Below are 23,210 nucleotides of genomic sequence, written 5' to 3'. Positions count from 1 at the left end.
GGGACAGATCCTTGCCGTTCAGGCGCTATAGCGCACCACGGTGGCCACCGCATCGGGCTGGGCGCCGAGGATGCGGTCGAGGGAATGGGGCAGATCGGCGAAGGCCACCTCGTCGGTGATCAGCGCATCGAGCCGGGGGTCGGCGAGCAGGTCGAGGGCCTTGGCGAGCCGGCGCTTCAGGGTCCAGCGCGGCTGACGCTCCGGCGGCACGGCGCCGACCTGCGAGGAGAGCAGGCGCAGCCGCTTGGCATGGAACGGGCCGCCCAGCTCCACCGTCACCGGCTTGTCGCCATACCAGCTCACTTCCACCAGCGTGGCCGAATGTCCACAGCAGCCGATGGCGGCGGCGAGTCCCGCAGAGGTGGCGCTGGCATGGAACACCACGTCCGCTTCGGCGATCGGATCCGGGCAGGCGGAAAACCGTGCCCCGAACGCTTCCACGAGCGCGCGGCGCTGGGCGCACGGGTCGAGGGCGGTGACGTCCGCGCCCGGCAGGCGGGCGGCGAGATAGACAATCAGCAAGCCCACCAGTCCCGCGCCCACGACCACGATCCGGTCGCCCGCGCTGGCGCCGCTGTCCCAGAGCGCGTTCAGGGCGGTTTCCATATTGGCGGCGAGGGTGGCGCGGCGGGCGGGCACATCGCGCGGCACCAGCATCGCCTGGTCGGCGGCGATCAGGAAGCGGTCCTGGTGGGGATGCAGCGCGAACACGTCGCGGCCGAGCAATGGGGCAGGGCCGGCGGCGACGCGGCCGACCGCGCAATAGCCGTATTTGACCGGGAAAGGAAAGTCGCCGGACTGCATGGGCGCGCGCATGCAGCCGCGATGTACGGGGTCGGTGAGGCCGTCATAGATCAGGCGCTCGGTGCCCCGGCTCACCGCGCTCCAGGAGGTTTCGATCAGAAGCTCGTCACGTTCGCGCGGGCGCAGCGTTTCGCCCTTGAGGCGGGCGCAGCGCGGAGCGACATACCAGAGCGCTTCGGCGTGGGCCGGGTCCGAGGCCTCGCATTCGGTTTGATCGAGAGGTTTCACGTCCCTGGCATCTCCGGTCCGCTCGCGCGCTTGTTCCTGGCTTTGGCGCGCAGCACGTTGTTCGATCATCGCAATTCCGCCGATCTCCCGCATTGATTCATCCCACCCACCGGAGCCTTCATGAACGTCCGGCCTGAGCCCTCCGCCTTGCTCGCCGACCTCCTGCCCGCGACCGCCGCACGGTTGCGGGCGATGCGCCGCCGCCGTCTGGTGATGCTGGCCCTCAATCTCGCCACCCTTGCGCTGGTCGCTGTGTTCGCGGCCCGGCTCGCGTCACAGAACGGCTGGCGGGCTGTCGATCTGGTTTTGCTGGCCTGCGTGCTGGTCGCAACGCCCTGGAATGCGATTGGTTTCTGGAATGCCTCGGTCGGTCTTTTTCTTCTGCACGCACGCCGTGACGGTGTGATGCAGGCGGCGCCGTTTCTGGCTCGCATGCGCGATACCCCGGTCTCGACGCGCACGGCCATTCTTATGACGCTCCGCAACGAAGATCCCGAACGGGCTCTGTCACGTTTGCGTGCGGTGAAAGCCGGGCTCGACGCCACCGGATTGGGCGGGCAGTTCGATTATTTCCTGCTCAGCGACACCAATCGCGCGGACGTGGCGCGGGCGGAGGAAGAGGCGGTCGCCGGCTGGCAGGCGGAGGAGGGCGGACGCATTCTCTATCGCCGCCGCCCGGTGAACACCGGCTTCAAGGCGGGCAATGTGCGGGATTTCTGCCTCACCTGGGGCGGCGCCTATGATTTCATGCTGCCGCTCGATGCGGACAGCCTGATGGGCGCGCCGGCGGTGCTGGACCTGGTGCGGATCATGGAGGCGAACCCGCGCTTCGGCATCCTCCAGAGCCTGGTGGTGGGATTGCCCAGCGCCAGCGGGTTCGCCCGCCTGTTCCAGTTCGGCATGCGCCACGGCATGCGTTGCTACACGCTCGGCGCCACCTGGTGGGCGGGGGATTGCGGGCCGTTCTGGGGGCATAATGCGCTGATCCGGGTGCAGCCCTTCACCCTCCATTGCGAGCTGCCGCTCCTGCCGGGGGAGCCGCCGCTGGGCGGGCCGATTCTCTCCCACGACCAGGTGGAGGCGGTGCTGATGCGCCGGGCTGGCTACGAGGTGCGGGTGGTGCCGGTGGAGGGGGAGAGCTTTGAGGAGAACCCTCCCACCGTGCTGGATTTCATGGCCCGCGACCTGCGCTGGTGCCTGGGCAACCTGCAATATACCCGCCTGCTGTCCCTGCCCGGCCTGCCGCCCATGAGCCGGTTCCAGCTGGTGTGGGCGATTCTGATGTTCGCCGCCATGCCGGCGGTGCCGCTGGCGCTGCTGCTGCTGCCGTTCGCGGCGATGGATGCCTCGCCCGAGGTTGGGGCGGGAACGGCGGGGCTTTATCTCGGCCTGCTGTTCCTCTCCCTGTCGCCGAAGCTCGCCGGGCTGCTGGACGTGGCGCTCACGACGGGGGGCGCGCGACGCTATGGCGGGGCGGGACGCTTCGCGCTCTCGGCGCTGGCGGAACTGGTGTTCGCCTTCCTGCTGGCGCCCATCATGGCGCTGTCCACCACACGCTTTCTGGCGCTTCTCGCCTTCGGCCATGTGCACGGGGTTTGGAACGGGCAGGCGCGCGATGCCCATGCGCTGTCCTGGCATGTCGCCGCGCGGGCGCTGTGGCTGCCCACGGCGTTCGGCCTCGGGGTGGCGCTCGCCATGGCGCTGATGGCGCCGGTGCTTTTGCTGTGGACCGCGCCGCTGATTGCCGGGTGCTGGCTGGCGATTCCGTTCGCGGTCTTGACCGCCGATCCGCGTTTCGGCGCCTGGCTCGCCGCCCGGCGGCTGTGCGCGACGCCGGAGGAAGCCGCGCCGCCGGAGATCTTCTCGGCCCTTGCCCCGCCTGCACCCGTGCGGCACCGCACTGCGGCCTGAGGGGCGTTCCGGCGCGGGGGAAAAGGCCGGCGGGACAGGAAATGTTTCACGTGAAACATGGACTTAGCGCAGACGAACAGTGGTTTCGTGACGCCTCTCCGCGCCGTTTCGGCCGATGACACCGCACGTTCGGCCAAGATCTTCGCCATGAATGAATCCGGCCCGCGCCGGCCGGCCCCGAACGCCGCGGCCGTTCAGCTGGCGCGGCGTTCGCGCTGATCGGCGAACTCCAGATAGGGGCGCAGGGACATGGCAGGCTCGCATGGGGGCCGGCGCCAGCCTCGGCCGGCCGCCCGGACATGAAACGGGCGCCCCGAGGGGCGCCCGCGATCCTCTCAAACGGTCATTTGACCTGAAAAGCTCGGCGGACCCGCAAAGCTCAGCGGCGGAAGCCGCCGCCGCCGAAGCGGGCGCCGCCGCCGAAGCCCCCGCCGAAACGGTCCGCTCCGGCATTCACCCGCTCGTTGCCCCACTGGCGCGCCTGGCGCTCCTGGTCGAGATTGGCGGTCGCGGCATTGTGGTCCACGGACTGCCAGCCGGACGAGGTGGCCTTGTTCCACCCGGTGTCCGAGTGCTGGTAGACGTTGCCGTCATGGTCGGCATAGACGTTGCCATTGTTCCAGCCCACCGTATTGCCGGTGCGCTGGTTGGTGGCGACGCCCTTGCTGTCCACGTCCACATGGCCATCCTCGCGGCTGACCGAGGTGGTGGAGGCGTGGGCGGTGCCGGCGGTGGGATTGTAGCCGGTGGATTCGCGCGTCGCTTCCTTGTTGCCGGTATAGGCATTGCCGGTCACCGACGCGCTCGATTGGCCGCGTGCCCCCGTGTACGGGTTGTAGCGGCTGTTGTCGCGGGCGGCGCCGTAATTGCCGGTATAGGGATTGAACGCCGCGGCCGAGCGGCCGGCGAAGTCGGTGCCGCGGGCCGTGGTGCCGGCCCAGGCGCGCGAGGACCAGCCGGTGCCGTTGGCGGTCACGCCCCAGGAATGGGCCACCACCGCGTCCCCGCCCCAGCGGCCGTAGATGTTGGTGTAGTTGAGATTGGTATAGCCCCAATGGCCGCCCCAGGGGCCGGCGCCCCAATAGGGACCCCAATAGGGGTTCACGGCGGCGCCCCAGGCCCAGCCGGCGGCGAAGCCGAAGCCAAAGCCCACGGTGGCGCCGAGCGCGAAGCCGGCGCCATAGCCATAGGTCGCCGGGCAGCCATACCACCAGGTGGCCCCGGCATAGCCGGTGCAATAATAGCCGCTGCCATAGACCACGGTGCCGCCGGGCGCGACCATCACGCCCATATAGCCGGGGGTGTAGCCAACCACGACGGTCTCCGGCTGCACGGAATAGATCCGCACATAGGTCACGTAATGCACGGGCGAGGAGACCGGGATCGTATAGATCACGTCCGGCACCGCGTCGGCCACGCGCCAGGGGCCGGTGGGCGAGGCGGAGACGAACCACACGCCCTGCGAGACCATGTAGAAGCGGTTGGAGGAGACCTGGATCACCGGCAGCGGCGTGTTGACCGCATATTTCAGGCTGGTGCCGGTGATTTCCACGAATTGCGGCGCGCCCTGATAGGTGACGCTGCCGGCGGTGGAGCGCTTGACCGTCGCGGTCTGGGGAATGGTGGCGGCGATGGCCGCTTCCTTGGCCTGGGGCGTTCCGGCGACCGAAACCAGCACATTGGCCTTCGGGTCCTGCGGCGAGATCTTGGCGAAGTCAGCCGGCAGCGCGTCGGAGGCGACGAACGCCCAGGGCCCGCGCAGATCGGTGGCGCGGAACCAGCGGCCCGAGATCAGCACGTAATAGGCGTTGTTGGTCGGGTCCATGAACACCGCATGGTCGGCATTGCTCATGGAGAGCAGTCCGGTGCCGGCCACCGGCAGCATCTGCGGCTGGCCGTTGGTCTGCACCAGCTCGGTCGGGGTGGCCGAGACATAGATCGCCGGCGGCGGGGTGATCGGCTTGCCGTCCTGCCCCAGCAGCGGGTCGGGCGCATTCTGCTTGGTGGCGATCTTGGCCGCGTTCTGGAGCGCGCTCGCCGGCTGGGGCGTCACCACCCAGGTGCTGTCGAGGCTAGCGGTCTCATACCAGGTGCCGGCGGCCTGGAGGTGATAGACGCCCTTGTCGTCGCGCAGCATCAGGGGCCGCGTGTTGATGACCCGCTGGAAGTCGTTCACTCCGGCGATCGGCTTGAGGTCGGGGTCGCCGGAGATCAGCACCAGCACCGTGAGTGTGTCGGTGAAGACGATGTGCGGCGGGGTATTTTCCACCGGCTGGGTCTTCAGCGCGGCGATCTTCTGGTTGACGGCGTAGCTCGCCTGGAGATGGTCCAGCGCCACGGTGATGCCATTGGGCGGCAGGCGCTTGGTGAGCGCCTCCTGGATCGCGCCGACCTTGTCGGGCGCGGTGGGCACTTCCACCTTGGTCACGGCGATATGGTCCAGATGGACCAGCCCCTCGGCCTTGTCGACCGTGGTGATGGCGGTGAAATCGGCGAAGCCATAGGTCGGCGCGCCCTCCTTGGGGCCGATGGCGACGGCCGCGCGGCCGCCGATCTTATTGCCGTCCCAGCTGTTGATCTGCGGCTGGTAGAGTTCGAGCCGGCTGTCGCCCACGTCGAAGTCGCGCGGCCAGGCAAGACCCGCGCCCGGCGCCTGGGTCTGCTCCTGGGCGGGCGGCTGCTGGCCATAGGCAAAGGGCGCGGAGAGCATGGACGCGATGGTCAGCGCGGCGATCGCGCTGGTGCCCTTAAGCCGGACTCTCAACATTTGGCGTTTCCTCTTGCATCATTGCCGCCCCGCACGGTGAAGACCTAGCATCTCCGACCGCTTTCGTCAGCCGTCCGGCGAGGCGCGCGCACGCTTGACGGGTGTGTAAAAACGGCCCGCAATGGATGTGCGCCGCCACGTCCCGGCGGCGATGCGGGGATGCGCGCTGCATCCGGGCAGGGAGAAGACGACGTGAAAAAATATGTCGCGGAATGTCTCGGCACGGCAACGCTCGTGCTGTTCGGGTGCGGGGCCGCGGCGGTGACGACCGCGGGGGGCGGCCATCTGGGACTCCTGGCGATCGCCTTCGCGTTCGGCCTTGCCGTGACCGCCATGGCCTATGGCATTGGCCATGTGTCCGGCTGCCACATCAATCCCGCCGTCACGCTGGGAGTCTGGGCGGCCGGGCGGCTGTCCCTGTCGCAGGTGCCCAAATACATCCTCGCCCAGCTCATCGGCGGCATTCTCGGCGCCGGCATCCTCTATGGGCTCATGTCGGGCCGGCTTGCCGGCTTCAATGTCGCCACCGAAGGCCTGGGGCAGAATGGCTGGGGCGAGGGCTATCTGGGCGGCTACGGGCTCGGCGCGGCGGTGATGGCGGAACTGGTGGGCACCTTCATCTTCCTGGTGGTGATCCTCGGCTCGACCTCGCGCGCCGGCATCACCCAGGCGGCCGGCCTCGCCATCGGCCTGTCGCTGGTGATGATCCATATCGTGTTCATCCCGGTGACCGGCGTCTCGGTCAATCCGGCGCGCAGCATCGGCCCGGCGCTGTTCGTCGGCGGCAAGGCGCTGGCGCAGCTCTGGCTGTTCGTCATCGTGCCGCCCATCGGCGCGATCCTGGCGGGATTGCTGTTCCGCTTCCGCGTGCTGGAAGACTGAAGGCGGGCAAAGCGCACGGGCAAGGGCACGGGAAGGGGAAGGGGAAAGCGCGGGCGGTGCGCGCGCGCTGCGCTCGCAGCTTGCCCACAGGCTTGAGGGGCGGCCGCGCGGGCGGGCGCGGTACTCGCGCACGGCCTGCGCCGCCTTGTGCCGCCCCGCTCCGCGCGCAGGGGTGCCGTGGGCGTCCACGTGCCATGCACCGCCATGCCGCGCCTGAGCCTTGCCACCCGCGCGGTTCGCGGCTAAGCCCGCTGAAAGCGTGAGGATAGAATGGCTCAGGACGGTCTCAATTATCGCGACGCCGGGGTCGATATCGATGCCGGAAACCGGCTCGTCGATCTCATCAAGCCGCTGGTGAAGGCGACCGCCCGGCCCGGCGCCGAGGCCGATATCGGCGGATTCGGCGGCCTGTTCGATCTCAAGCGCGCCGGCTTTCTCGATCCGCTGCTGGTCGCCACCACGGACGGCGTGGGCACCAAGCTGAAGATCGCCATCGAGACCGGCAAGCACGACACCATCGGCATCGACCTTGTTGCCATGTGCGTGAACGATCTGGTGGTGCAGGGCGCAGAGCCTTTGTTCTTCCTGGATTATTTCGCCACCGGCCATCTGACCCCGGATGTCGGGGCGCAGATCGTCGCCGGCGTGGCGCGCGCCTGCAAGGAAGCGGGATGCGCGCTCATCGGCGGGGAGACCGCCGAGATGCCGGGCATGTATTCGGAAGGCGATTACGACCTCGCTGGCTTCTCGGTGGGGGCGGTGGAGCGCTCCGCCGTGCTGCCCCGCCCGGACGTGGGGCCGGACGATGTGATTCTCGGCCTGGCCTCTTCCGGCATCCATTCCAACGGCTATTCCCTGGTGCGCCGGATCGTCGAGCGCGCGGGCCTCGCCTGGGACGTGGAGGCGCCGTTCGCGCCCGGCACCGAGCTCGGCGTGGCGCTGCTGGAGCCGACCCGGCTCTATGTGCGCAGCGTGCTGGGCGTGGTGCGCCAGACCCATGCGGTGAAGGCGCTCGCCCATATCACCGGCGGCGGCATCACCGAGAACCTGCCGCGCGTGCTGCCGAAGGGCACGATTGCGCGCATCGACCTTTCCAATCTCATCGTGCCGCCGGTGTTCCGCTGGCTCGCGAAGGCGGGCGGCGTGGCGCCGGAGGAAATGCTCCGCGCCTTCAATTGCGGGATCGGCATGGCGGTGGTGGTGGCGGCCGAGGACGCGGAACGGGTGGCCGATGCGTTCGCCGACATGGGCGAGAGCGTGGTCCGCCTCGGCGTCATCGAGCCCGGCGAGGGCGCGGCCCATGTGGTCTATGACGGCACGCTGGGCCTCGACGCGGGCGAGGCTGGCGCCTGATGCACAAGAAGCGCGTCGCCATTCTGATTTCCGGCCGGGGCTCCAACATGGCGGCCCTGGTGAAGGCCGCCGAGGCGCCCGATTTTCCGGCCGAGATCGCCCTCGTCGTCTCCAACCGGGCGGATGCGGCCGGCCTGCAATTCGCCGAGGAAGCCGGCATCCGCACCATGGTGCTGAGCCATCGCGATTTCGCCGACCGGATCGCCTTCGACGCCGCGCTCGACGCGCATCTGCGCATCGAGGGTATCGAGATCATCTGCCTCGCGGGCTTCATGCGCATTCTCACCCCCTGGCTGGTGGAGCGCTGGCGCGACCGCATGATCAACGTGCACCCTTCGCTGCTGCCGAGCTTCAAGGGCCTCGACACCCACGCCCGCGCGCTGGAAGCCGGGGTGCGCTTCCACGGCTGCACGGTGCATCTGGTGCGGCCGGAGATGGACGACGGGCCGATCGTGCTCCAGGCGGTGGTGCCGGTGCGGCCCGACGACACGCCGCAGACCCTGGCGGAGCGCGTGCTGACGCAGGAACACATCATCTATCCGCGCGGGCTGGCGCTGCTGGCGGGCGGGCGGATCCAGGTGAAGGACGAGCGCGCGCTCATTTCCGGCGCGCGCACCCCGCTCGATGTGCTGATCGCCCCGCGGGTGTGACCGGGGAGGCGGAGGGGCGGGCAGCGGCGCGGTCCGGCGGCGCCTCGGCCTTTCGGTGTCTTGACCTGCCGCGAAGGAACAGGTGGGCATGAGCTCTTCGCCGTCGAAGCCGGGCGCCGCGCGCTATCCCCTGGTGCTCGCAACCCTGATGACCGGGGCGGCCGGCTATGTGGACGCGGTGGGCTATGCCCAGGCGGGCGGGCTCTATCTCTCCTTCATGAGCGGCAACACCACCCGCCTCGGCACCGCGCTCGCGGCGCTGAACCTGCATGTGCTCCTCGGCACGGCCATGGTGATCTGCGCGTTCGTGATCGGCGCGGTGGCGGGCACGCTGGTGGTGGAAGCGCCGGTGCGCCGGCCCATGCTGGCGGTGCTCGGGGTTGAAATCGCTCTGCTGTGCGGCGCGCTGGCCCTGGTGGCGACGGGCAGCCTGATGCCGCCGCTGTTCCTGATTTCCATCGCCATGGGCATGCAGAATTCCGCGCACCAGGTGGTGCTGGGGGCCGACGTGGGCAAGAGCTTCGTGACCGGGGCGCTGTTCAGCTTCGGCCAATCCCTGGTTGCGGCGGCCAAGGGCCGGGTGCGGCCGATGGAATGCGCGATCTACGGCCTCTCCTGGCTCACCTTCATCGCCGGCGTGGCCCTGGGCGCCCTGACGGTGAATGCCTTCGGCCTGTTCGAGGCGCTGGCGATCCTGGTGGCGGCGCTGGCGGTGGCGATGGTGGGGATTTGGAGGGGGTGGGTTTAGGGGGGCTTTTCTGCGCGGTTTCTTGTGAGGGGAGGTTGGGCCGGCGGAGCGACGTCCCTGCCTACCCGGCGACTCTCAACCTATTTTTAATAAGGCGCATCTGCATCTTTTCTTGACTGCGGCAATCGGTGTGCATCTATATTTTTTAGATGCAGTGTCTCTGTAAACCGGCTTAAAAATTATGCAAAAAAAAGACATAAAATGCATACTTTGTTTGTGCGCGATCTTAGGCGAGACAAAGCCGGAGCATATCCTCCTAAATGCGCTTGGGGGTAGGGTAGCCGTTAAAAATATTATTTGCTCTGAGTGTAACGAGGGCATGGGGCGAGGGCCCGATCGCGATCTAGCCGATAGCGTTGCCATGCTGAGAAGTATTGGACACTTGCGTTCTGGCAATGGTGATGCGCCACCCACTATCCGTGGAGTCAAGAGCGAGGGAATGACATTCAATCTTGAACCAGGGATGCGTGTTAAGCCGCGCTCCGAAGGAAAGCAGGTCAACGTTAATGTAAAAGATAATGACGTAAATATTTCAATTTCAGCTCGTAATGAGAAAGAGCTTGAATATTTGATGAATAGCGCAGCTCACGCCGTTGCTAAAAAATTAGGCTATTCCGAGCCAAAGGTGATCGAGGCGATCCGAGCCGACATTCTTTCAACTCACACACGTAGCGATACCATCGTCCCTGCGCCATCAATAAAGGGTGATTTGCAATTTGGTCTAGGGCAATCACAACAGTCTATGGCCAAAGCAGCTCTGGTTCTATGGGCGCGTCTCGTCGGCAGCGAGGAGATCACTCGGCCCTCGTATGATCAAATCAGAAATTTCATTTGGAATGGAGATAAGCCAAATGATCCAACCGTATTAGTGAAATTAGACTATCGAAATATTTTAGAAACACCGCCAGAATTCGGCACAAATCCGAATATTATTCAAGTAATAAGTGATAAAAATGGCGCCGTATATGGATATTTTAGATTGTATGGCGCAATCGGATGGCGATTTTTGCTGTCTTCATCCGGGGCTCCTCCAAGAAGGGCGTGCTCTCTTATCTCAAATCCTTTCCAAAATGAGGTTTTTAGCCTAGATAAAGACGAAAAGGCCATTCTGCCTGCAGAATGGATTTTGGCCGACTGGAGTCTAGATCTTGACAATATGAACCCTGCCATGGACCGACTTGGCTTCTTGATCGCTCATGGACAAGATCTATCTCAGCGGTTAATGATTGAAGATTGGTTCAAAGAGGCTTGCGCACAATGCGGGTGCAAAGAAGGTGAAGTATTTACCGAAGAGCATTTAAAATTCATTTCTGAATACGTGTCGAAGCGGGCAGTCGTACACCTCACCCGAAGATCGGTTAGCTGGAGTTCTGCTCGCAGTTAAATTCGTACCTAGCGGTTTTTTTGAAGCTGTGAACCAATTCCACCTCCCCCCTCACACCTTCCCCACCCCCACCCGATTGTCATGAAACGCCGCCCCGCCCACCGGGGCCACCGGGTAGGCCGCTGACGTGGCGCTGGGCGCCCTGACGGTCACCGCCTTCGCCCTGTTCCACGCCTTGCTGATCCTGGTGGTGACGCTGGCGCTGGCGATGACGGGGATTTGGATGGGGCGGGTGGGAGGAGGGGACTGTTGGAGGACATCGTTAGCCTACCAAGGCAACACGCTGTCAAGAAAGGCGACTATGGCTCCTGACTTGAGCACGTAAAAATCCTCTCGACCGGCCCGGAGGACAATGCCAGCGAAAAAGGCGCGAGGCCCACCCTCTGCGTCCTGGATTACGAATGCGGGCCCGCCGCTCATCCCGTCTGGACTGATCTCTAATGCCCGCGTTGGCGTAACCCGCAATAATGCTTTGTCCGTCGGCTGTTCCTCATGTGGTAAGCAAGCAACATGGAGACGGTAAAATCCTAAGCGATTGTTTTCATAAAGGTCATAATCCTGCACGGCCGATGGAAAACCCACAATAAGCGCTGCCAACGTAATGTCTGCCTTGAGGTGCGCGGGTATTGTGGTCAGATCAAAAAATCGCGGCTTCAGCTCTGGAATATTTGCGACTGGGTCTGTGAAATTGAAGGCGACAACATCGTTTGCATCGCTTTCTGAGGTTGGGTGATAGCCTCGGCGGCCACTTGATGTGATGACCCGGCTGCCGTCATCTGTCAGCATCCCCACCCGACTTTCATCGACCCCTTTCAGTTGGTGTTGTGCGACGAGCAAGAGGTGATGGCCGCGATAATGGATGGCCGTCGCAGACCCAGGCAGCGAGACTTTAAACGTCTCGTCTCCCTCATTATAGATCACGAGGCTCAATGCGTGCCGAGCGAGCACGCCCTCAATTGAGCGGCCAGGAATGATCACGCCATTCAGGCTGATGCCGAGCCTCACGAAGCTATCAAGGAGAGTCACAGTCTTTCACAAACTCCTTGGTATTCGCTTTAGCGGGAAATTCGCGTCTGCCTTAGATGATCGGCCAAACTCTACTATCGCCCCCTCACACCTTCCCCACCCCCACCCGATTGTCATGAAACGCCGCTCCGCCCACCGGAGCCACCGGGTCGGCGCCGGTCAGGGTGTTGATGCCGCGGCCGCCTTCATGGGCGGCGTTGGGGTGGATCTGCTCGGCCACCACCACGCCGCGCCGCACGCCGTCGAACAGGCGGGCGGTCAAGGTCACGCGGCCGCGCGGGTTGGAAACCTCCACCAGATCCCCGGTTGAAATGCCGAGCGGGGCGGCGTCTTCGGGGTGAATGAGCAGGGTCGGCCCGCCCTCCTTCTTCGTGGAGGTCGCGGTCTGGTTGAAGGTGGAATTGAGGAAATTGCGCGCCGGCGCGGTCACGAGGCGGAACGGGTGCTCCGCCGTCGCCTCCTCGATCACCGCCCAATGGTCGGGGAATTCCGGCATGTCGGCGACGCCGAATTTTTCCGGCGCGGCGAACGGCACCTTGTCCCAGCGCGGCTTCAGGCGGAAGCGCCCGTCGCGATGGCCGAAGCCGTTGAGATAATGGGCGGTGGCGAAATCCGGCTGCACATCCTTGAAGCGCGCGGCCTCCAGCTCCTCCAGCGTGCCGCGCTCCGAGGCGCGCAAGGTCCAGTCCACCAGTTCGCGCGCGCTCATCTCGAAGCCGCGATGCTGCGCGCCGAGGCGCGGGGCGAGCGCGCGCAGAAGATCGTGGTTGGAGCGGCATTCGCCGGGCGGCTCCACCAGCTGCGGGCCCATCTGGATGTGCTGGTGCCCGCCGGAGAGATAGAGATCGTCATGCTCGGTGAACATGGTGGCGGGAAAGACGATGTCCGCCTGCCGCGCGGTCTCGGTGAGGAAATGCTCGTGCACCGCCACGAACAGGTCTTCGCGCGCGAACCCGCGCTTCACCGCCTCCTGGTCGGGCGCGACGCTCAGGGGATTGGTGCTCTGGATCAGCATGGCGTGCACCTGCGGCCCGTCATAGAGCGCCGCGCGGTCGCCGGTGAGGATGGCGCCGATGCGGGATTGGTCCAGCTCGCGCGTGGTGCCGTCGCGCACGTCCAGCCCCTCGATCAGCGTCTTCTTCAGCCGGTAGATGCCGGAATTGGAATGAAACGCGCCGCCCCCCTCGTGCTGCCAGGCGCCGGAGACCACGGGAATGCACGAGGCGGCATGCATGTTCACCGCGCCGTTGCGGCTGCGCGACATGCCGTAGCCAAGGCGGAAATAGCTTTTCGGCGTTAAGCCCACCAGCGCCGCGAACGCCTCGATCTCCTCAACGCTCAGCCCGGTGATGGCCGCCGCCCAGGCGGGCGTGCGGGTTTCGAGATGGGCTTCCAGCTCTTCCGCATCATTGGCATAGCGGGCGAGATAGGCGCGGTCGGCGCGATTGTCGCGGAACAGCACGTGCATCACCGCGCAGGCGAGCGCGCCGTCGGTGCCGGGGCGGATCAGCAGGGGAATGTCCGCCTGCTCCATGGTGGGGGTGCGATAGACATCCACCACCGCGATCTTCGCGCCGCGCTCCTTGCGGGCACGAATGGCGTGGGTCATCACATTCACCTGCGTCGCCACCGCATTGGTGCCCCAGATGACGATGAGGTCCGCCGCGCGGCTGATCTCGCGCGGGTCGGCGCCGGCGAGCCGCCCGGTGCCGGCCATATAGCCGCTCCAGGCCGGGTTCACGCAGATGGAGGAGAAGAAGCGCGAATAGCCCTTCACGTGGGTCAGGCGGTTGATGCCGTCGCGCATCACCAGCCCCATGGTGCCGGCATAATAATAAGGCCACACGCTCTGCGCGCCGTGGGCGTGCTCGGCGGCGAGCAGGCCTTCGGCGGTGCGGTCCAGCGCCTCGTCCCAGGAGATGGGGGCAAACTGGGTGGAGCCCTTGGGCCCGGTTCGCTTGAGCGGCGTCATCAGCCTTTCGGGATGGTGCGCGCGCTCGGCATAGCGGGCGACCTTCGCGCAGATGACGCCGGCGGTATAGGAATTGTCCGCCGCCCCCCGCACCCGGCCGATCCTGTTGTCCGCCAGCACCTCCACCTCCAGCGCGCAGGTGGAGGGGCAATCGTGCGGGCAGACCGAGGCGCGCATGCCGGATGCGGGCAAGGGCGAGCGGACGTGATCGTTCATGGGCGAAGCAACTCCTCCGCCTCCTTATAGCGGCTCCGGCAAAGCGTATCGAGCCGGCGCGGCATCCCGGGCCTGAAACGAAATCGCCCCCGGCGTTGCGGCCGGGGGCGATGGGAACGGGACGTGCGGCCACAGGCGGGCGCGTCAGGCGGCGTGCACCTTCTCCTTGCCGCGGCCGCGCAGCAGCAGGCCGAGAAGCACCACCACCACGGCGCCGACGGCGCTCGCCAGATAATGCGGCAGGTTGGCGGGCTTGAGCCCATTGGGCGCTTCGGAATCGGGCTTCACCCATTCCGGATTGACGCTCTGCATATATTGCAGGGACATCACATCGCCGACCACCATTTCCCCCGCGATCCAGCCCAGCAGGGCCGCGCCGGCCCACACCAGAAGCGGCAGGCGGGTGAGGATCGCCATCACCAGCTGCGAGCCGGCGATGATGAGCGGAATGGTGAGCAGCAGGCCGAAGATGAACAATTCGGGATGGCCGCGCGAGGCGGCGGCGATGGCCACCACATTGTCCAGGCTCATCACGGCGTCGGCGATGGCGATGGTGCGCACCGCCTTCCACAGGCTGTCGGAGGCGGCGACCTCGTGCGCCTCGCCCTCATTGTCGGTGACGAGCTTCACCGCGATCCAGATCAGCAGCAGGCCGCCGGCGACCTTCAGTAGCGGAATGCCGAGCACATAGGAGACCGCGAGGGCGAAGATGATGCGCAGGCCAACCGCCGCGCCCGCGCCGAGCAGAATGCCCCAGCGGCGCTGGCCGGGCGGCAGGGAGCGGCAGGCGAGCGCGATCACCACCGCATTGTCGCCCGACAGCAGCAGGTCGATCCAGATGATCTGAAGAAGCGAGACCCAAAAGGTCGGATCGGAAAAATCCATGCGACAGTCCTTCTGCCTGAATCCGATGGGCTTTCGCGCGGGCGGCGAAAGCGCCGAGAGACGCGCCGTATTGTCATGACGTTACGGCAGGTATGGGGCGCAAAAAAGGGGGCGGCTGCCCCCTTCGTCATTCGAAATGGCTCAGTTGTGCGAAGCCGCCTGCCGGGCATGGCGCACCCGGCCGATGATCCAGGCGATGGCGACCACGAGCACGGCACCGGCCGCCGCGGCCGGCAAATGCCAGGCTTCGCTCACGTCATGCCCGCCGATTCGGTCGGTGATCGCGACGTCGCTGAGCAGCATCTCTCCGGCAACCCAGCCGAGCAGGGCCGCGCCCGCCCAGATGAGGATCGGGAAGCGGTCAAGCACCGCCATGACGATGGAGCTGCCGGCGACGATCAGCGGAATGGAGATGGCGAGGCCGAAGATCAGCAGGGCCCAATTGCCGTTGGCGACGGCGGCGACCGCGACCACATTGTCGAGGCTCATGACGATATCGGCGATCGCGACGGTGCCGACGGCTTTCCACAGATTGTCGCTGGCGGCGACGGCCTCGTCATTCTCTTCATTGGGAAGAGCGAGATCGACGGCGATGTACATGAGGGCCAGGGAGCCGACCACTTTGAGCCACGGCAGGGCCAGCAAGGTGGCGACGAGGCCGGTGAACACGATCCGCAGGGCCACCGCCACGCCCGCGCCGAGCACGATGCCCCAGCGGCGTGTTTTCTCCGGCAGGGACCGGCAGGCCATGGCGATCACCACGGCATTGTCGCCGGACAGCAGGATATTGATCCAAATGATCTGTAGCAGTGCGAGCCACAGCACCGGAGAGTCTAGCGACATCGTAACCCCACCCCATCCTGGATTCAGCGTTCCCTGCGGGTATGCTGCGTCTGGTGCGCCGTATTATGCATTCCCTAACGGGAAGCTAATGGAGACGCGCTGGGTCCACAACCAAAACCGGACGCCGCGCCGCGCAAAAAGCGTTGTGCGCCGCGGCGTCCGTAGAGGAAACGTCTCAGCCGACGATTTCGTTGCCCGAGAAGAACTGGGCGATTTCAATGGCGGCGTTCTCGGCGCTGTCGGAGCCGTGCACGGAATTCGCCTCGATGGATTCGGCGAACAGCTTGCGCAGGGTGCCTTCGGCCGCATTGGCCGGATTGGTGGCGCCCATGACTTCGCGATACTTGGCCACCGCGTTGTCGGCCTGAAGCACCTGCACGACCACCGGGCCGGAGGTCATGAAGGCCACCAGATCGCCGAAGAACGGGCGTTCGCGGTGCACGCCGTAGAAGGTTTCGGCCTGTTCGCGCGTGAGCTGAATGCGCTTCTGGGCGACGATGCGCAGACCCGCAGTCTCGATCACGGCGTTGACCGCACCGGTGATGTTGCGACGCGTCGCGTCGGGCTTGATGATCGAGAAAGTGCGCTCGATCGCCATGGTGACCGTCCTGTCGTTATGAATGAAAATGGCCCCGCGATTTGTCGCGGACGCGCGGGCTTTAGCAGCGATACCGCTCTGCGGCAAGGGAAGCGGCATCCGAATGGGCCGAAGACCAGCGCCGGGGCCGCGATCCGCCCTCCCGACGCAAACGGCCGGCGCGATCCCCGCGGGGACCGGCCGGCCGGATGGAACGCGGGGCGTCGCGCCAGCGCGGGCGGACGCGCGGCGATCAGCTCGCGCGGGAGGCGGGACGGGTTAAGTGCGGCTGATGGCTCGCGCTGCGAACGGCGTGCGGCCGCACGGCATGCTGCTGGTGCAGCGCCGCCGGCATCGTCATGGGCGCGTGGCTCATCTCATAGTCGCGCTCGTTCACCGCATATTGGTCGCGGTTTTCCTGGGACACGTATTCATCCGCCCAAGCCGCGCTGGCGAGACCCGTCACGCTCATCACCGCGCCGAGGCCGAAAGCAAGAATCTTGGTATTCATGGTAATGCTCCACGCCGCCCCAGCGATGGAGAGGAGATATTGCGCTGCAGCAGGTAACGCAAATCCCGATTTCGTGAGTAATGACCAAAGTAAATAAGTTATTTTGTTCCGTTTACGAAAGGTCATTTCTCACGAATGTGTAGTTACCCAGCGGAGTCATCGCTGCACGCGCATCACGGGCGCGTCACTTGCGTAGGATTTCGGTGATCGCGCGGTCCGTGACCATGTCGATGGAAAAGCGGATTGGGTTTCCGAGCACGCGCGGCCAGAACAGCGGCTCCTTGATGGCGCCGAGGAATTGCGCGGCGGCAAGGCCGGTGTCGAGCCCCGCCGGCAGCTTACCGGCGGAGCGCAGCGTCTCCAGATAGGCGGTGAGATTGCGCAGCGTGGGTTCCTTGCCGGTGCGCGAGAAGGCCTCCGAGAGTTCGGGAAAGCGCGGCGCTTCCGCGATGATCAGGCGGAGGATGGGGATGACGTCCGGCTGGTCCCAATGGACGCACATGCGCGCAACGAACTCGCGCAGCACCACGCGCGGGTCGTCCTCTGCCGTATCCGGCAGCACCGGGCCGCCGATGAAATGCGCCCAGACCTCGGCGATGATCGCGCCGAAGAGCTCCGCCTTGCTGGGATAATGCTGATACAGCGTGCGCTTGGACACGGGCGCGGCGGCGGCGATGGAATCCATGCTCGTGTTGCCGTAGCCGCGCTCGAGAAACAGCCGCCGCGCGGCCGCGCGGATGCGTCGGCCGGTGCCGCGTGGATCGCGCGCCGCCAGCTTGGCTTGGGGCGCTGGACTTGCGGTCTTGCCCGGGCGGGCGGGGGGCGGTTTGCCGGAGTTCATGATTGACAATGTAAACTATACGGTGTAGTTTACATATGGTGATTGAGAGCGCCCCGCCAGACCGGTGTCTGCGGCCCGCCTCTCGCCGCCCCGGCGCCGCGTCCTCTCCCGGCACGCCCGCGCCGCCTTTTTTCTGTCCATCGACCACTCTCTCTCTCCCGCGAGGTCTTTCATGAACCGCCGCTTCCTAGGCCGTTCCGGCCTGTCCGTGTCCGCCATCGGCCTCGGCTGCATGGGCATGTCCGAATTCTACGGCACCAGCGACGACGCGCAATCGCTCGAAACCCTCGATGCCGCGCTGGAACTTGGCGTGACCTTCTTCGACACCGCCGACATGTATGGCGTCGGGCACAATGAGCGCCTTCTCGGCCAGTTTTTGAAGGGCAAGCGCGACCAGGTCGTGCTGGCCACGAAATTCGGCCATATGCGTGGCCCCAACGGCGAGCGGCTCGGCGTCAACGGCAAGCCGGATTATGTCCGCACCGCCTGCGATGCCAGCCTCGCCCGCCTCGGCACCGATGTGATCGACCTTTATTATCTCCACCGGGTCGACCCCGCGACCCCCATCGAGGATACGGTCGGCGCCATGAAGGGGCTGGTGGAGGCCGGCAAGGTGCGCTTCATCGGCCTTTCCGAATGTTCGGTGGCGACGCTGAAGCGGGCGAATGCGGTGCATCCCATCACCGCCGTGCAGAGCGAATATTCCCTGTGGAGCCGCGAGCCCGAGGACGGCATGCTCGCGGCCTGCCGCGAACTCGGCACCGCCTTTGTGGCCTACAGCCCCCTCGGCCGCGCCTTCCTGACAGGGACCGTGGCGGCCAGCACGCTGGAGGCGAGCGACTTCCGCAACCACAATCCCCGCTTCCAGGGTGAAGCGGCGGCGCAGAACGGCCGTCTGGTCGCAGCCCTGGCGCAGATCGCCGAAGCGCTCGACATCACGCCCGCCCAGCTGGCGCTGGCCTGGATCCTCAACAAGCAGGACAATGTGGTGCCGATCCCCGGCACGCGCCGCATCAAATATCTCAAGGAGAATATCGCCGCGACCGAGGTCAAGCTCACGCCGGCGCAGGTCGCCGAGCTGGATGCCCTGTTCGCGCCCGAGGCGGTGGCCGGCACGCGCTATCCGGAAGCCGCCATGGCGGGCCTCAATCTGTGATCCAGACGGGCGGGCTCCGGCCCGCCCGATGCTGGGACCAATCGCCATTCATGGCCTGACGCCGTCACGGCGGAGCATGGTCGTGCACGGGCCTGTCCCGTGCATCCACGCGGTGCCGTTGGCGTCCGCATTCAAGGCCCGCGCGTTCCGCCCGGCGGGGATGGCCGGGACAGGCCCGGCCATGACGGCTGTGAAAGAAAGACAATCGCACGCACCTGCCGTCCGGCGCCCCTCTCCCGCGCCGGCGGAGGGGGTTCGCGCGCTCAGGGGTGGCGCTGCACGAATACCCGGCTCTCGAAATCGAACACCAGCACGCCATCCTGGTTGGTGCCGGTGTTGTAGGCGATCAGCATGCCCCAGTCCGGCCGGCTCTTGGGCAGGATCTTCTCCCGCGCCTCGGTGGCATAGGTGATGACGTCGCCGGCATAGACCGGCTTCAGCCAGCGCAGGTTCTTGAAGCCAGGGGAGGGACCCGTCACCGGCACAGCGACGCCCTTGGCCACCCGTTCGGCGGCGGTGCGCTGCTGGTAGGCGACGAAATATTTCATCCAGGTGGCCGCCGTATGCCAGCCGGAGGCGCACAGGGCGCCGAAAATGCTGCGCTTGGCCGCCTCTTCGTCCACATGGAAGGGCTGCGGATCGTATTTGCGCGCGAACGCCACGATCTCGTCGCGGGTGAAGGTGTGGGTGCCGAGGATTTCGCGGTCGCCCACCTGGATCTCGTCGAAGAAGTTCATGCGAGGCGCGCTCCCGGATTGCGGCGGTTGAACAGCACCACGCATTCCTGTTCCAGCGCCACGCTGCCCGCCGGCTTCAGCAGCTCCAGCTTCAAGGTCACCAGCCCGAGGTCGGGACGCGACTTGGAGCTGCGGCTCTGGAGCACCGTGCGGCGCAAGGTGACGACATCGCCGGGAAAGATCGGCTCGCGCCATTTGGTCTCGGTCACGCCCGGCGAGCCCTGGCCGGCCGCGCGCAGCAGAAAGCCGTCGCACATCAGGCGCATCATGATGGCGCAGGTGTGCCAGCCGGAAGCGGCAAGGCCGCCGAGCATGGAGGCCTTGCCCGCCGCCGCATCGAGATGCATGGGCTGGGCGTCGAACTCGCTGGCGAAGGCGATGATCTCGTCTTCGGTGACTTCGTAGGAGCCGAAGGTTTTCACCTCCCCCTCGACGAAGTCCTCCCAAAAGATGTCGGGCATCCCGCCTCCTCCTGCTGTTTTTCCAGATGAGAGGGGAGGCGCGGGGCGCGGTCAAGCCACGCTTGCGCCATCCTCATCGGTGCCGCGCGCTAATTGGCGAAGCGGAAGTGCAGCACGTCGCCGTCCTGCACCACATATTCCTTGCCTTCCAGGCGCAGCCGCCCCGCATCGCGCGCGCCGGATTCGCCCTTGTATTGGACATAGTCCGCGTACGCGATGGTTTCCGAGCGGATAAAGCCCTTCTCGAAATCGGAATGGATCACGCCCGCCGCCGCCGGGGCCTTGGTGCCCTTGGTGATGGTCCAGGCGCGCGCTTCCTTCGGGCCCACGGTGAAATAGGTCACGAGGTGCAGCAGATCGTAGCCGGCGCGGATCACCCGGTTGAGGCCCGGCTCGTCGAGCCCGATGGCGTCGAGATAATCCTTCTGGTCCTCGGCCGGCAGCACGGCGATCTCGCTCTCGATCTTGGCCGAAACCACAACCGCCTTGGCGCCTTCCTCGGCCGCGCGCTTGAACACCTCGGCGGAGAGCGCATTGCCCTCCAGCGCCGAGGCTTCCTCGACATTGCAGACGTAGAGGACCGGCTTTGCGGTCATCAGGCCGAGCATGGAGAAGGCCTGCTCTTCCTCGGGCTTGCGCTCCACGAGGCGCGCCGGCTTGCCCTCGCGCAGCAACACCAGGGCGCGGTTCATCAGGTCCAGGGTTTCCTTGGCTTCCTTGTCGGCGCCGTTCTTGGTTTTCTTCTCCAAAGCGGCGGCGCGCTTTTCCAGGCTTTCGAGATCGGCCAGCATCAGCTCGGTCTCGATGGTCTCGATGTCGTCCACGGGGGCGATCTTGCCTTCCACATGGGTCACGTCGCCATCCTCGAAGCAGCGCACCACATGGGCGATGGCGTCGCATTCGCGGATATTGGCCAGGAACTGGTTGCCGAGCCCCTCGCCCTTGGAGGCGCCGCGCACCAGGCCCGCGATATCCACGAAGGTGAGGCGGGTGGGGATGATCTGGCCCGAGCCGGCGATGGAGGCCAGCGTGTCGAGGCGCGGATCGGGCACCGCCACTTCACCCACATTGGGCTCGATGGTGCAGAAGGGATAATTGGCCGCCTGCGCCGCGGCGGTCTGGGTGAGCGCGTTGAAGAGGGTCGACTTGCCCACGTTCGGCAGGCCGACGATGCCGCATTTGAAGCCCATAGCTCAGCGATCTTTCAGCGAAGAGAAGACGGTCTCGATGTCCGTCGTGAAGGGATTGATCACGGTGGTGCGCTCGATGGCGAGGCCGTCTTGCAGGTCCTCGCTCAGCAGCAGCCGGCAATCCGCAAGGAGCGCGGATGCAATCATCAGGCAGTCCCACCATTCGAACTTGAAGCGATCCTCGATGTGGAAGGCCCGCCCCATCAGCTCGCTGGGCGAGGCGGAGTGGCAGGCCGGCATCAGATCGCCGAGGAAGTCCCGTATGGCATGGCGCGGCACGAAGGGAAACCGGTCGATGGCGAGCGCATAGAACTCGCTCGCCACCTGGGGCGTGATCACCAGCTCGCCGTGGCGGCGGATCGAGCGCAGGCTATGCCTCGTCAGCGCCCGCTTGCGGGCCGCGCTGCGGTCCTGGAGATAGATCAGCATCCGCGCGTCCACGAAGCATCGCAGGCTCATTTCTGTCCTCACGCATCGGGAGTGGGGGGCCCTGCGGGTCCCAGCCGGGGCCGGCGAGCCAGCGGTCGAACGGGGCGAGCGGATCGGAATGGCCACCGAGCGCCCGGCTCAGGCGGTCGGCGATGAATTTGGACAGGCTCTTGCCCTCGCGCGCGGCGGCAAGGCGCACCTGGACCGTCAGCTCGTCGGACAAGGTGATGGTGATGTTCTTCAAGGGCGGCCCCCGCATGCGCCGGCCAGGATGCCCGCGCACAGTGCGGTCAGGCGCGCGGATCGCCAATGGTTTTCTTGTCGCCGAAGCCCTGCGCATCCAGGTACAAATGCGCGCGGTTCTGGAATTCCTCGGGTTTTCCGACCACCAGCTGCTCGGCGAAGTCCGCGCATGCCTCGCACACCCCCTCGACCCAGGGCTTCTCGCTCTTGGCGAAATCGCCCAGGACGTAAGGGTGCACCAGCGTCTTGTCGCCCGGATGACCGATGCCGAGCCGCACCCGCCAATAGTCGTTGCCGCACTGTGCGGTAATGGAGCGCAGGCCGTTGTGGCCGGCGTTTCCGCCGCCTTTCTTGGTGCGGATCTTGGCGGGCGGAAGGTCCAGCTCGTCGTGGAACACGAACACCTGCTCCAGCGGGATCTTGTAGAAGCGCATGGCTTCCGCGACCGCGCGGCCGCTTTCGTTCATGAAGGTCTCGGGCAGCAAAGCGAGCACCTTCTCGCCGGCGATCTCGCCCTCGGCGACGGCGCCCTGGAAGCGGCGGCGCCACGGGGACAGCCGATGGCGGCGGGCCAGGGCCTCCACCGCCATGAAGCCGATATTATGCCGGTTGCCGACATATCTCGGGCCGGGATTGCCGAGGCCTGCGAGCAGGATCACGGTGCAACTCCGGCCCGAGAGGTCGATCAGGACTTGGTGGAGGTCGCGGCGGCGGAAGCGGCGGCGGCAGCCGCATCGTCCGCTTCAGCGTCCTTCAGGCCCGACGGGGCCACGACGGTGGCCAGGGTGTCGTCGCCATGCAGCGCCGAGACCACGCCTTCCGGCAGGGTGATCGACGACAAATGCAGCGACGCGCCGAGCTGAACGCCGGTCATGTCCACCGAAACGTGATCGGGAATGGATTCGGCCGGGCAATCCAGCTCCACCGCATGGTGCACGATGTTCAGCGTGCCGCCCGCCTTGAGGCCGGGCGAGGCTTCCTGCTTCACGAAGTGCACCGGCACTTCCACCGTGACGCGCGCACCGGCGGACACCCGCAGGAAGTCCACGTGCAGCGGCAGATCCTTCACCGGATCGAGCTGGTAGTCGCGGGGAATGACGCGGTGCTTCTTGCCATTCACTTCGATGAGGAAGAGCGTGGTCAGGAAGTGGCCGGCGTAGATGGTCCGGGTGATCTCCTTGTGTTCCAGGGAGATGGTGATCGGATCCTGCTTCTCGCCGTAGATCACGGCGGGCACGCGTCCGGCGCGGCGCTCTTCACGGGCGGCCCCCTTGCCGGCCCGTTCGCGCACCACGGCCTTCAATTCTTTGATGGCGGTCATGGCACTTCATCCTAATGTAGACTGGTTCCAGAAAGGCCAACGGCCGCTCGCGCGGCCGTCCGGCTTTCGGATCGG

The 23,210-nt window shown here is 66.0% G+C and carries 23 protein-coding genes and 1 pseudogene; 8 read left to right on the top strand and 16 right to left on the bottom strand.

What is annotated here, in order from left to right:
* Positions 1-18: 18 nt before the first annotated feature.
* Positions 19-1,032: a zinc-dependent alcohol dehydrogenase gene (locus V5F78_RS19365; RefSeq protein ID WP_394070244.1), complete on the bottom strand. Its 1,014-nt coding sequence runs from the start codon at positions 1,030-1,032 to the stop codon at positions 19-21.
* Positions 1,033-1,152: 120 nt separating this feature from the next.
* Here V5F78_RS19365 and mdoH point away from each other — a divergent pair, with 120 nt between their 5' ends.
* Positions 1,153-2,943 carry a glucans biosynthesis glucosyltransferase MdoH gene (mdoH, locus tag V5F78_RS19360; protein WP_394070243.1) on the top strand — a complete coding sequence of 597 codons (1,791 nt, stop codon included), beginning with the start codon at positions 1,153-1,155 and terminating at the stop codon, positions 2,941-2,943.
* Positions 2,944-3,322: 379 nt separating this feature from the next.
* Here mdoH and V5F78_RS19355 read toward each other — a convergent pair whose 3' ends face one another.
* Complete coding sequence (locus tag V5F78_RS19355) at positions 3,323-5,710, bottom strand: carbohydrate-binding family V/XII (protein ID WP_394070242.1); 2,388 nt, start codon at positions 5,708-5,710, stop codon at positions 3,323-3,325.
* A gap of 192 nt (positions 5,711-5,902) precedes the next feature.
* On the opposite strand from V5F78_RS19355, the gene V5F78_RS19350 reads away from it, so the two are divergent.
* The 6 genes and pseudogenes from V5F78_RS19350 (at position 5,903) to V5F78_RS19325 (ending at position 10,727) form a co-directional block, all read left to right on the top strand.
* Positions 5,903-6,592 carry an MIP family channel protein gene (locus tag V5F78_RS19350; RefSeq protein ID WP_394070240.1) on the top strand — a complete coding sequence of 230 codons (690 nt, stop codon included), beginning with the start codon at positions 5,903-5,905 and terminating at the stop codon, positions 6,590-6,592.
* Between the two features lie 270 nt (positions 6,593-6,862).
* Positions 6,863-7,945, top strand: a complete 1,083-nt coding sequence (gene purM, locus V5F78_RS19345; protein WP_394070239.1) for a phosphoribosylformylglycinamidine cyclo-ligase — start codon at positions 6,863-6,865, stop codon at positions 7,943-7,945.
* Positions 7,945-8,595, top strand: coding sequence for a phosphoribosylglycinamide formyltransferase (gene purN, locus V5F78_RS19340; protein ID WP_394070237.1), 651 nt, complete (start codon positions 7,945-7,947; stop codon positions 8,593-8,595). Before purM ends, purN begins: the two co-directional genes overlap by 1 nt.
* Positions 8,596-8,683: 88 nt before the next feature.
* On the top strand, positions 8,684-9,343 hold the full coding sequence (locus V5F78_RS19335) for a YoaK family protein (RefSeq protein WP_394070236.1): 660 nt from the start codon (positions 8,684-8,686) through the stop codon (positions 9,341-9,343).
* A gap of 181 nt (positions 9,344-9,524) precedes the next feature.
* Positions 9,525-9,677, top strand: a pseudogene (locus V5F78_RS19330) (HNH endonuclease); the annotation flags it as partial.
* 105 nt (positions 9,678-9,782) lie between these two features.
* Positions 9,783-10,727, top strand: coding sequence for a hypothetical protein (locus V5F78_RS19325; protein ID WP_394070465.1), 945 nt, complete (start codon positions 9,783-9,785; stop codon positions 10,725-10,727).
* A gap of 267 nt (positions 10,728-10,994) precedes the next feature.
* Here the strand turns inward: V5F78_RS19325 and V5F78_RS19320 are convergent, their stop codons facing one another.
* From V5F78_RS19320 to V5F78_RS19290, 7 genes are all read right to left on the bottom strand, one after another.
* Entirely contained in the window at positions 10,995-11,732 is a 738-nt protein-coding gene (locus tag V5F78_RS19320; RefSeq protein ID WP_394070235.1) for a hypothetical protein, read from the bottom strand.
* Between the two features lie 106 nt (positions 11,733-11,838).
* Positions 11,839-13,941: a molybdopterin-containing oxidoreductase family protein gene (locus tag V5F78_RS19315; protein ID WP_394070234.1), complete on the bottom strand. Its 2,103-nt coding sequence runs from the start codon at positions 13,939-13,941 to the stop codon at positions 11,839-11,841.
* Positions 13,942-14,085: 144 nt separating this feature from the next.
* Entirely contained in the window at positions 14,086-14,826 is a 741-nt protein-coding gene (locus tag V5F78_RS19310) for a TerC family protein (RefSeq protein ID WP_394070232.1), read from the bottom strand.
* A gap of 141 nt (positions 14,827-14,967) precedes the next feature.
* Positions 14,968-15,669 (bottom strand): TerC family protein, encoded by a 702-nt coding sequence (locus tag V5F78_RS19305; RefSeq protein ID WP_394070231.1) that lies wholly within the window; start codon positions 15,667-15,669, stop codon positions 14,968-14,970.
* 175 nt (positions 15,670-15,844) lie between these two features.
* A complete protein-coding gene (gene ndk / locus V5F78_RS19300; protein WP_348843792.1) occupies positions 15,845-16,267 on the bottom strand; it encodes a nucleoside-diphosphate kinase in 423 nt (140 codons plus the stop codon).
* Positions 16,268-16,499: 232 nt separating this feature from the next.
* Entirely contained in the window at positions 16,500-16,757 is a 258-nt protein-coding gene (locus tag V5F78_RS19295) for a hypothetical protein (RefSeq protein ID WP_394070230.1), read from the bottom strand.
* 184 nt (positions 16,758-16,941) lie between these two features.
* Positions 16,942-17,598, bottom strand: coding sequence for a TetR/AcrR family transcriptional regulator (locus tag V5F78_RS19290; protein ID WP_394070229.1), 657 nt, complete (start codon positions 17,596-17,598; stop codon positions 16,942-16,944).
* Between the two features lie 172 nt (positions 17,599-17,770).
* Between V5F78_RS19290 and V5F78_RS19285 the strand changes: the two genes are divergently transcribed.
* On the top strand, positions 17,771-18,754 hold the full coding sequence (locus tag V5F78_RS19285) for an aldo/keto reductase (RefSeq protein ID WP_394070228.1): 984 nt from the start codon (positions 17,771-17,773) through the stop codon (positions 18,752-18,754).
* A gap of 263 nt (positions 18,755-19,017) precedes the next feature.
* Here V5F78_RS19285 and V5F78_RS19280 read toward each other — a convergent pair whose 3' ends face one another.
* The 7 genes from V5F78_RS19280 to V5F78_RS19250 all read right to left on the bottom strand — a co-directional run bounded on the left by V5F78_RS19280 (position 19,018) and on the right by V5F78_RS19250 (position 23,135).
* Positions 19,018-19,491, bottom strand: coding sequence for a MaoC family dehydratase (locus tag V5F78_RS19280; protein WP_394070226.1), 474 nt, complete (start codon positions 19,489-19,491; stop codon positions 19,018-19,020).
* Positions 19,488-19,952 (bottom strand): MaoC family dehydratase, encoded by a 465-nt coding sequence (locus V5F78_RS19275; protein ID WP_394070225.1) that lies wholly within the window; start codon positions 19,950-19,952, stop codon positions 19,488-19,490. The genes V5F78_RS19280 and V5F78_RS19275 overlap by 4 nt, the downstream gene beginning before the upstream one ends.
* Before the next feature lie 89 nt (positions 19,953-20,041).
* Entirely contained in the window at positions 20,042-21,142 is a 1,101-nt protein-coding gene (ychF, locus tag V5F78_RS19270; protein WP_394044012.1) for a redox-regulated ATPase YchF, read from the bottom strand.
* A gap of 3 nt (positions 21,143-21,145) precedes the next feature.
* A complete protein-coding gene (locus V5F78_RS19265) occupies positions 21,146-21,571 on the bottom strand; it encodes a PIN domain-containing protein (protein WP_394070224.1) in 426 nt (141 codons plus the stop codon).
* Positions 21,513-21,815, bottom strand: coding sequence for a hypothetical protein (locus V5F78_RS19260; protein ID WP_394070223.1), 303 nt, complete (start codon positions 21,813-21,815; stop codon positions 21,513-21,515). Before V5F78_RS19260 ends, V5F78_RS19265 begins: the two co-directional genes overlap by 59 nt.
* Before the next feature lie 46 nt (positions 21,816-21,861).
* Complete coding sequence (gene pth / locus V5F78_RS19255; RefSeq protein ID WP_394070221.1) at positions 21,862-22,473, bottom strand: aminoacyl-tRNA hydrolase; 612 nt, start codon at positions 22,471-22,473, stop codon at positions 21,862-21,864.
* 26 nt (positions 22,474-22,499) lie between these two features.
* Positions 22,500-23,135, bottom strand: coding sequence for a 50S ribosomal protein L25/general stress protein Ctc (locus tag V5F78_RS19250; protein ID WP_394070220.1), 636 nt, complete (start codon positions 23,133-23,135; stop codon positions 22,500-22,502).
* Between the last annotated feature and the right edge of the window lie 75 nt (positions 23,136-23,210).

This window comes from Roseixanthobacter glucoisosaccharinicivorans, assembly GCF_043195095.2.
In the GTDB taxonomy this organism is placed as follows: domain Bacteria; phylum Pseudomonadota; class Alphaproteobacteria; order Rhizobiales; family Xanthobacteraceae; genus NCEH01.
This window is presented reverse-complemented; position numbering and strand designations above follow the sequence as displayed.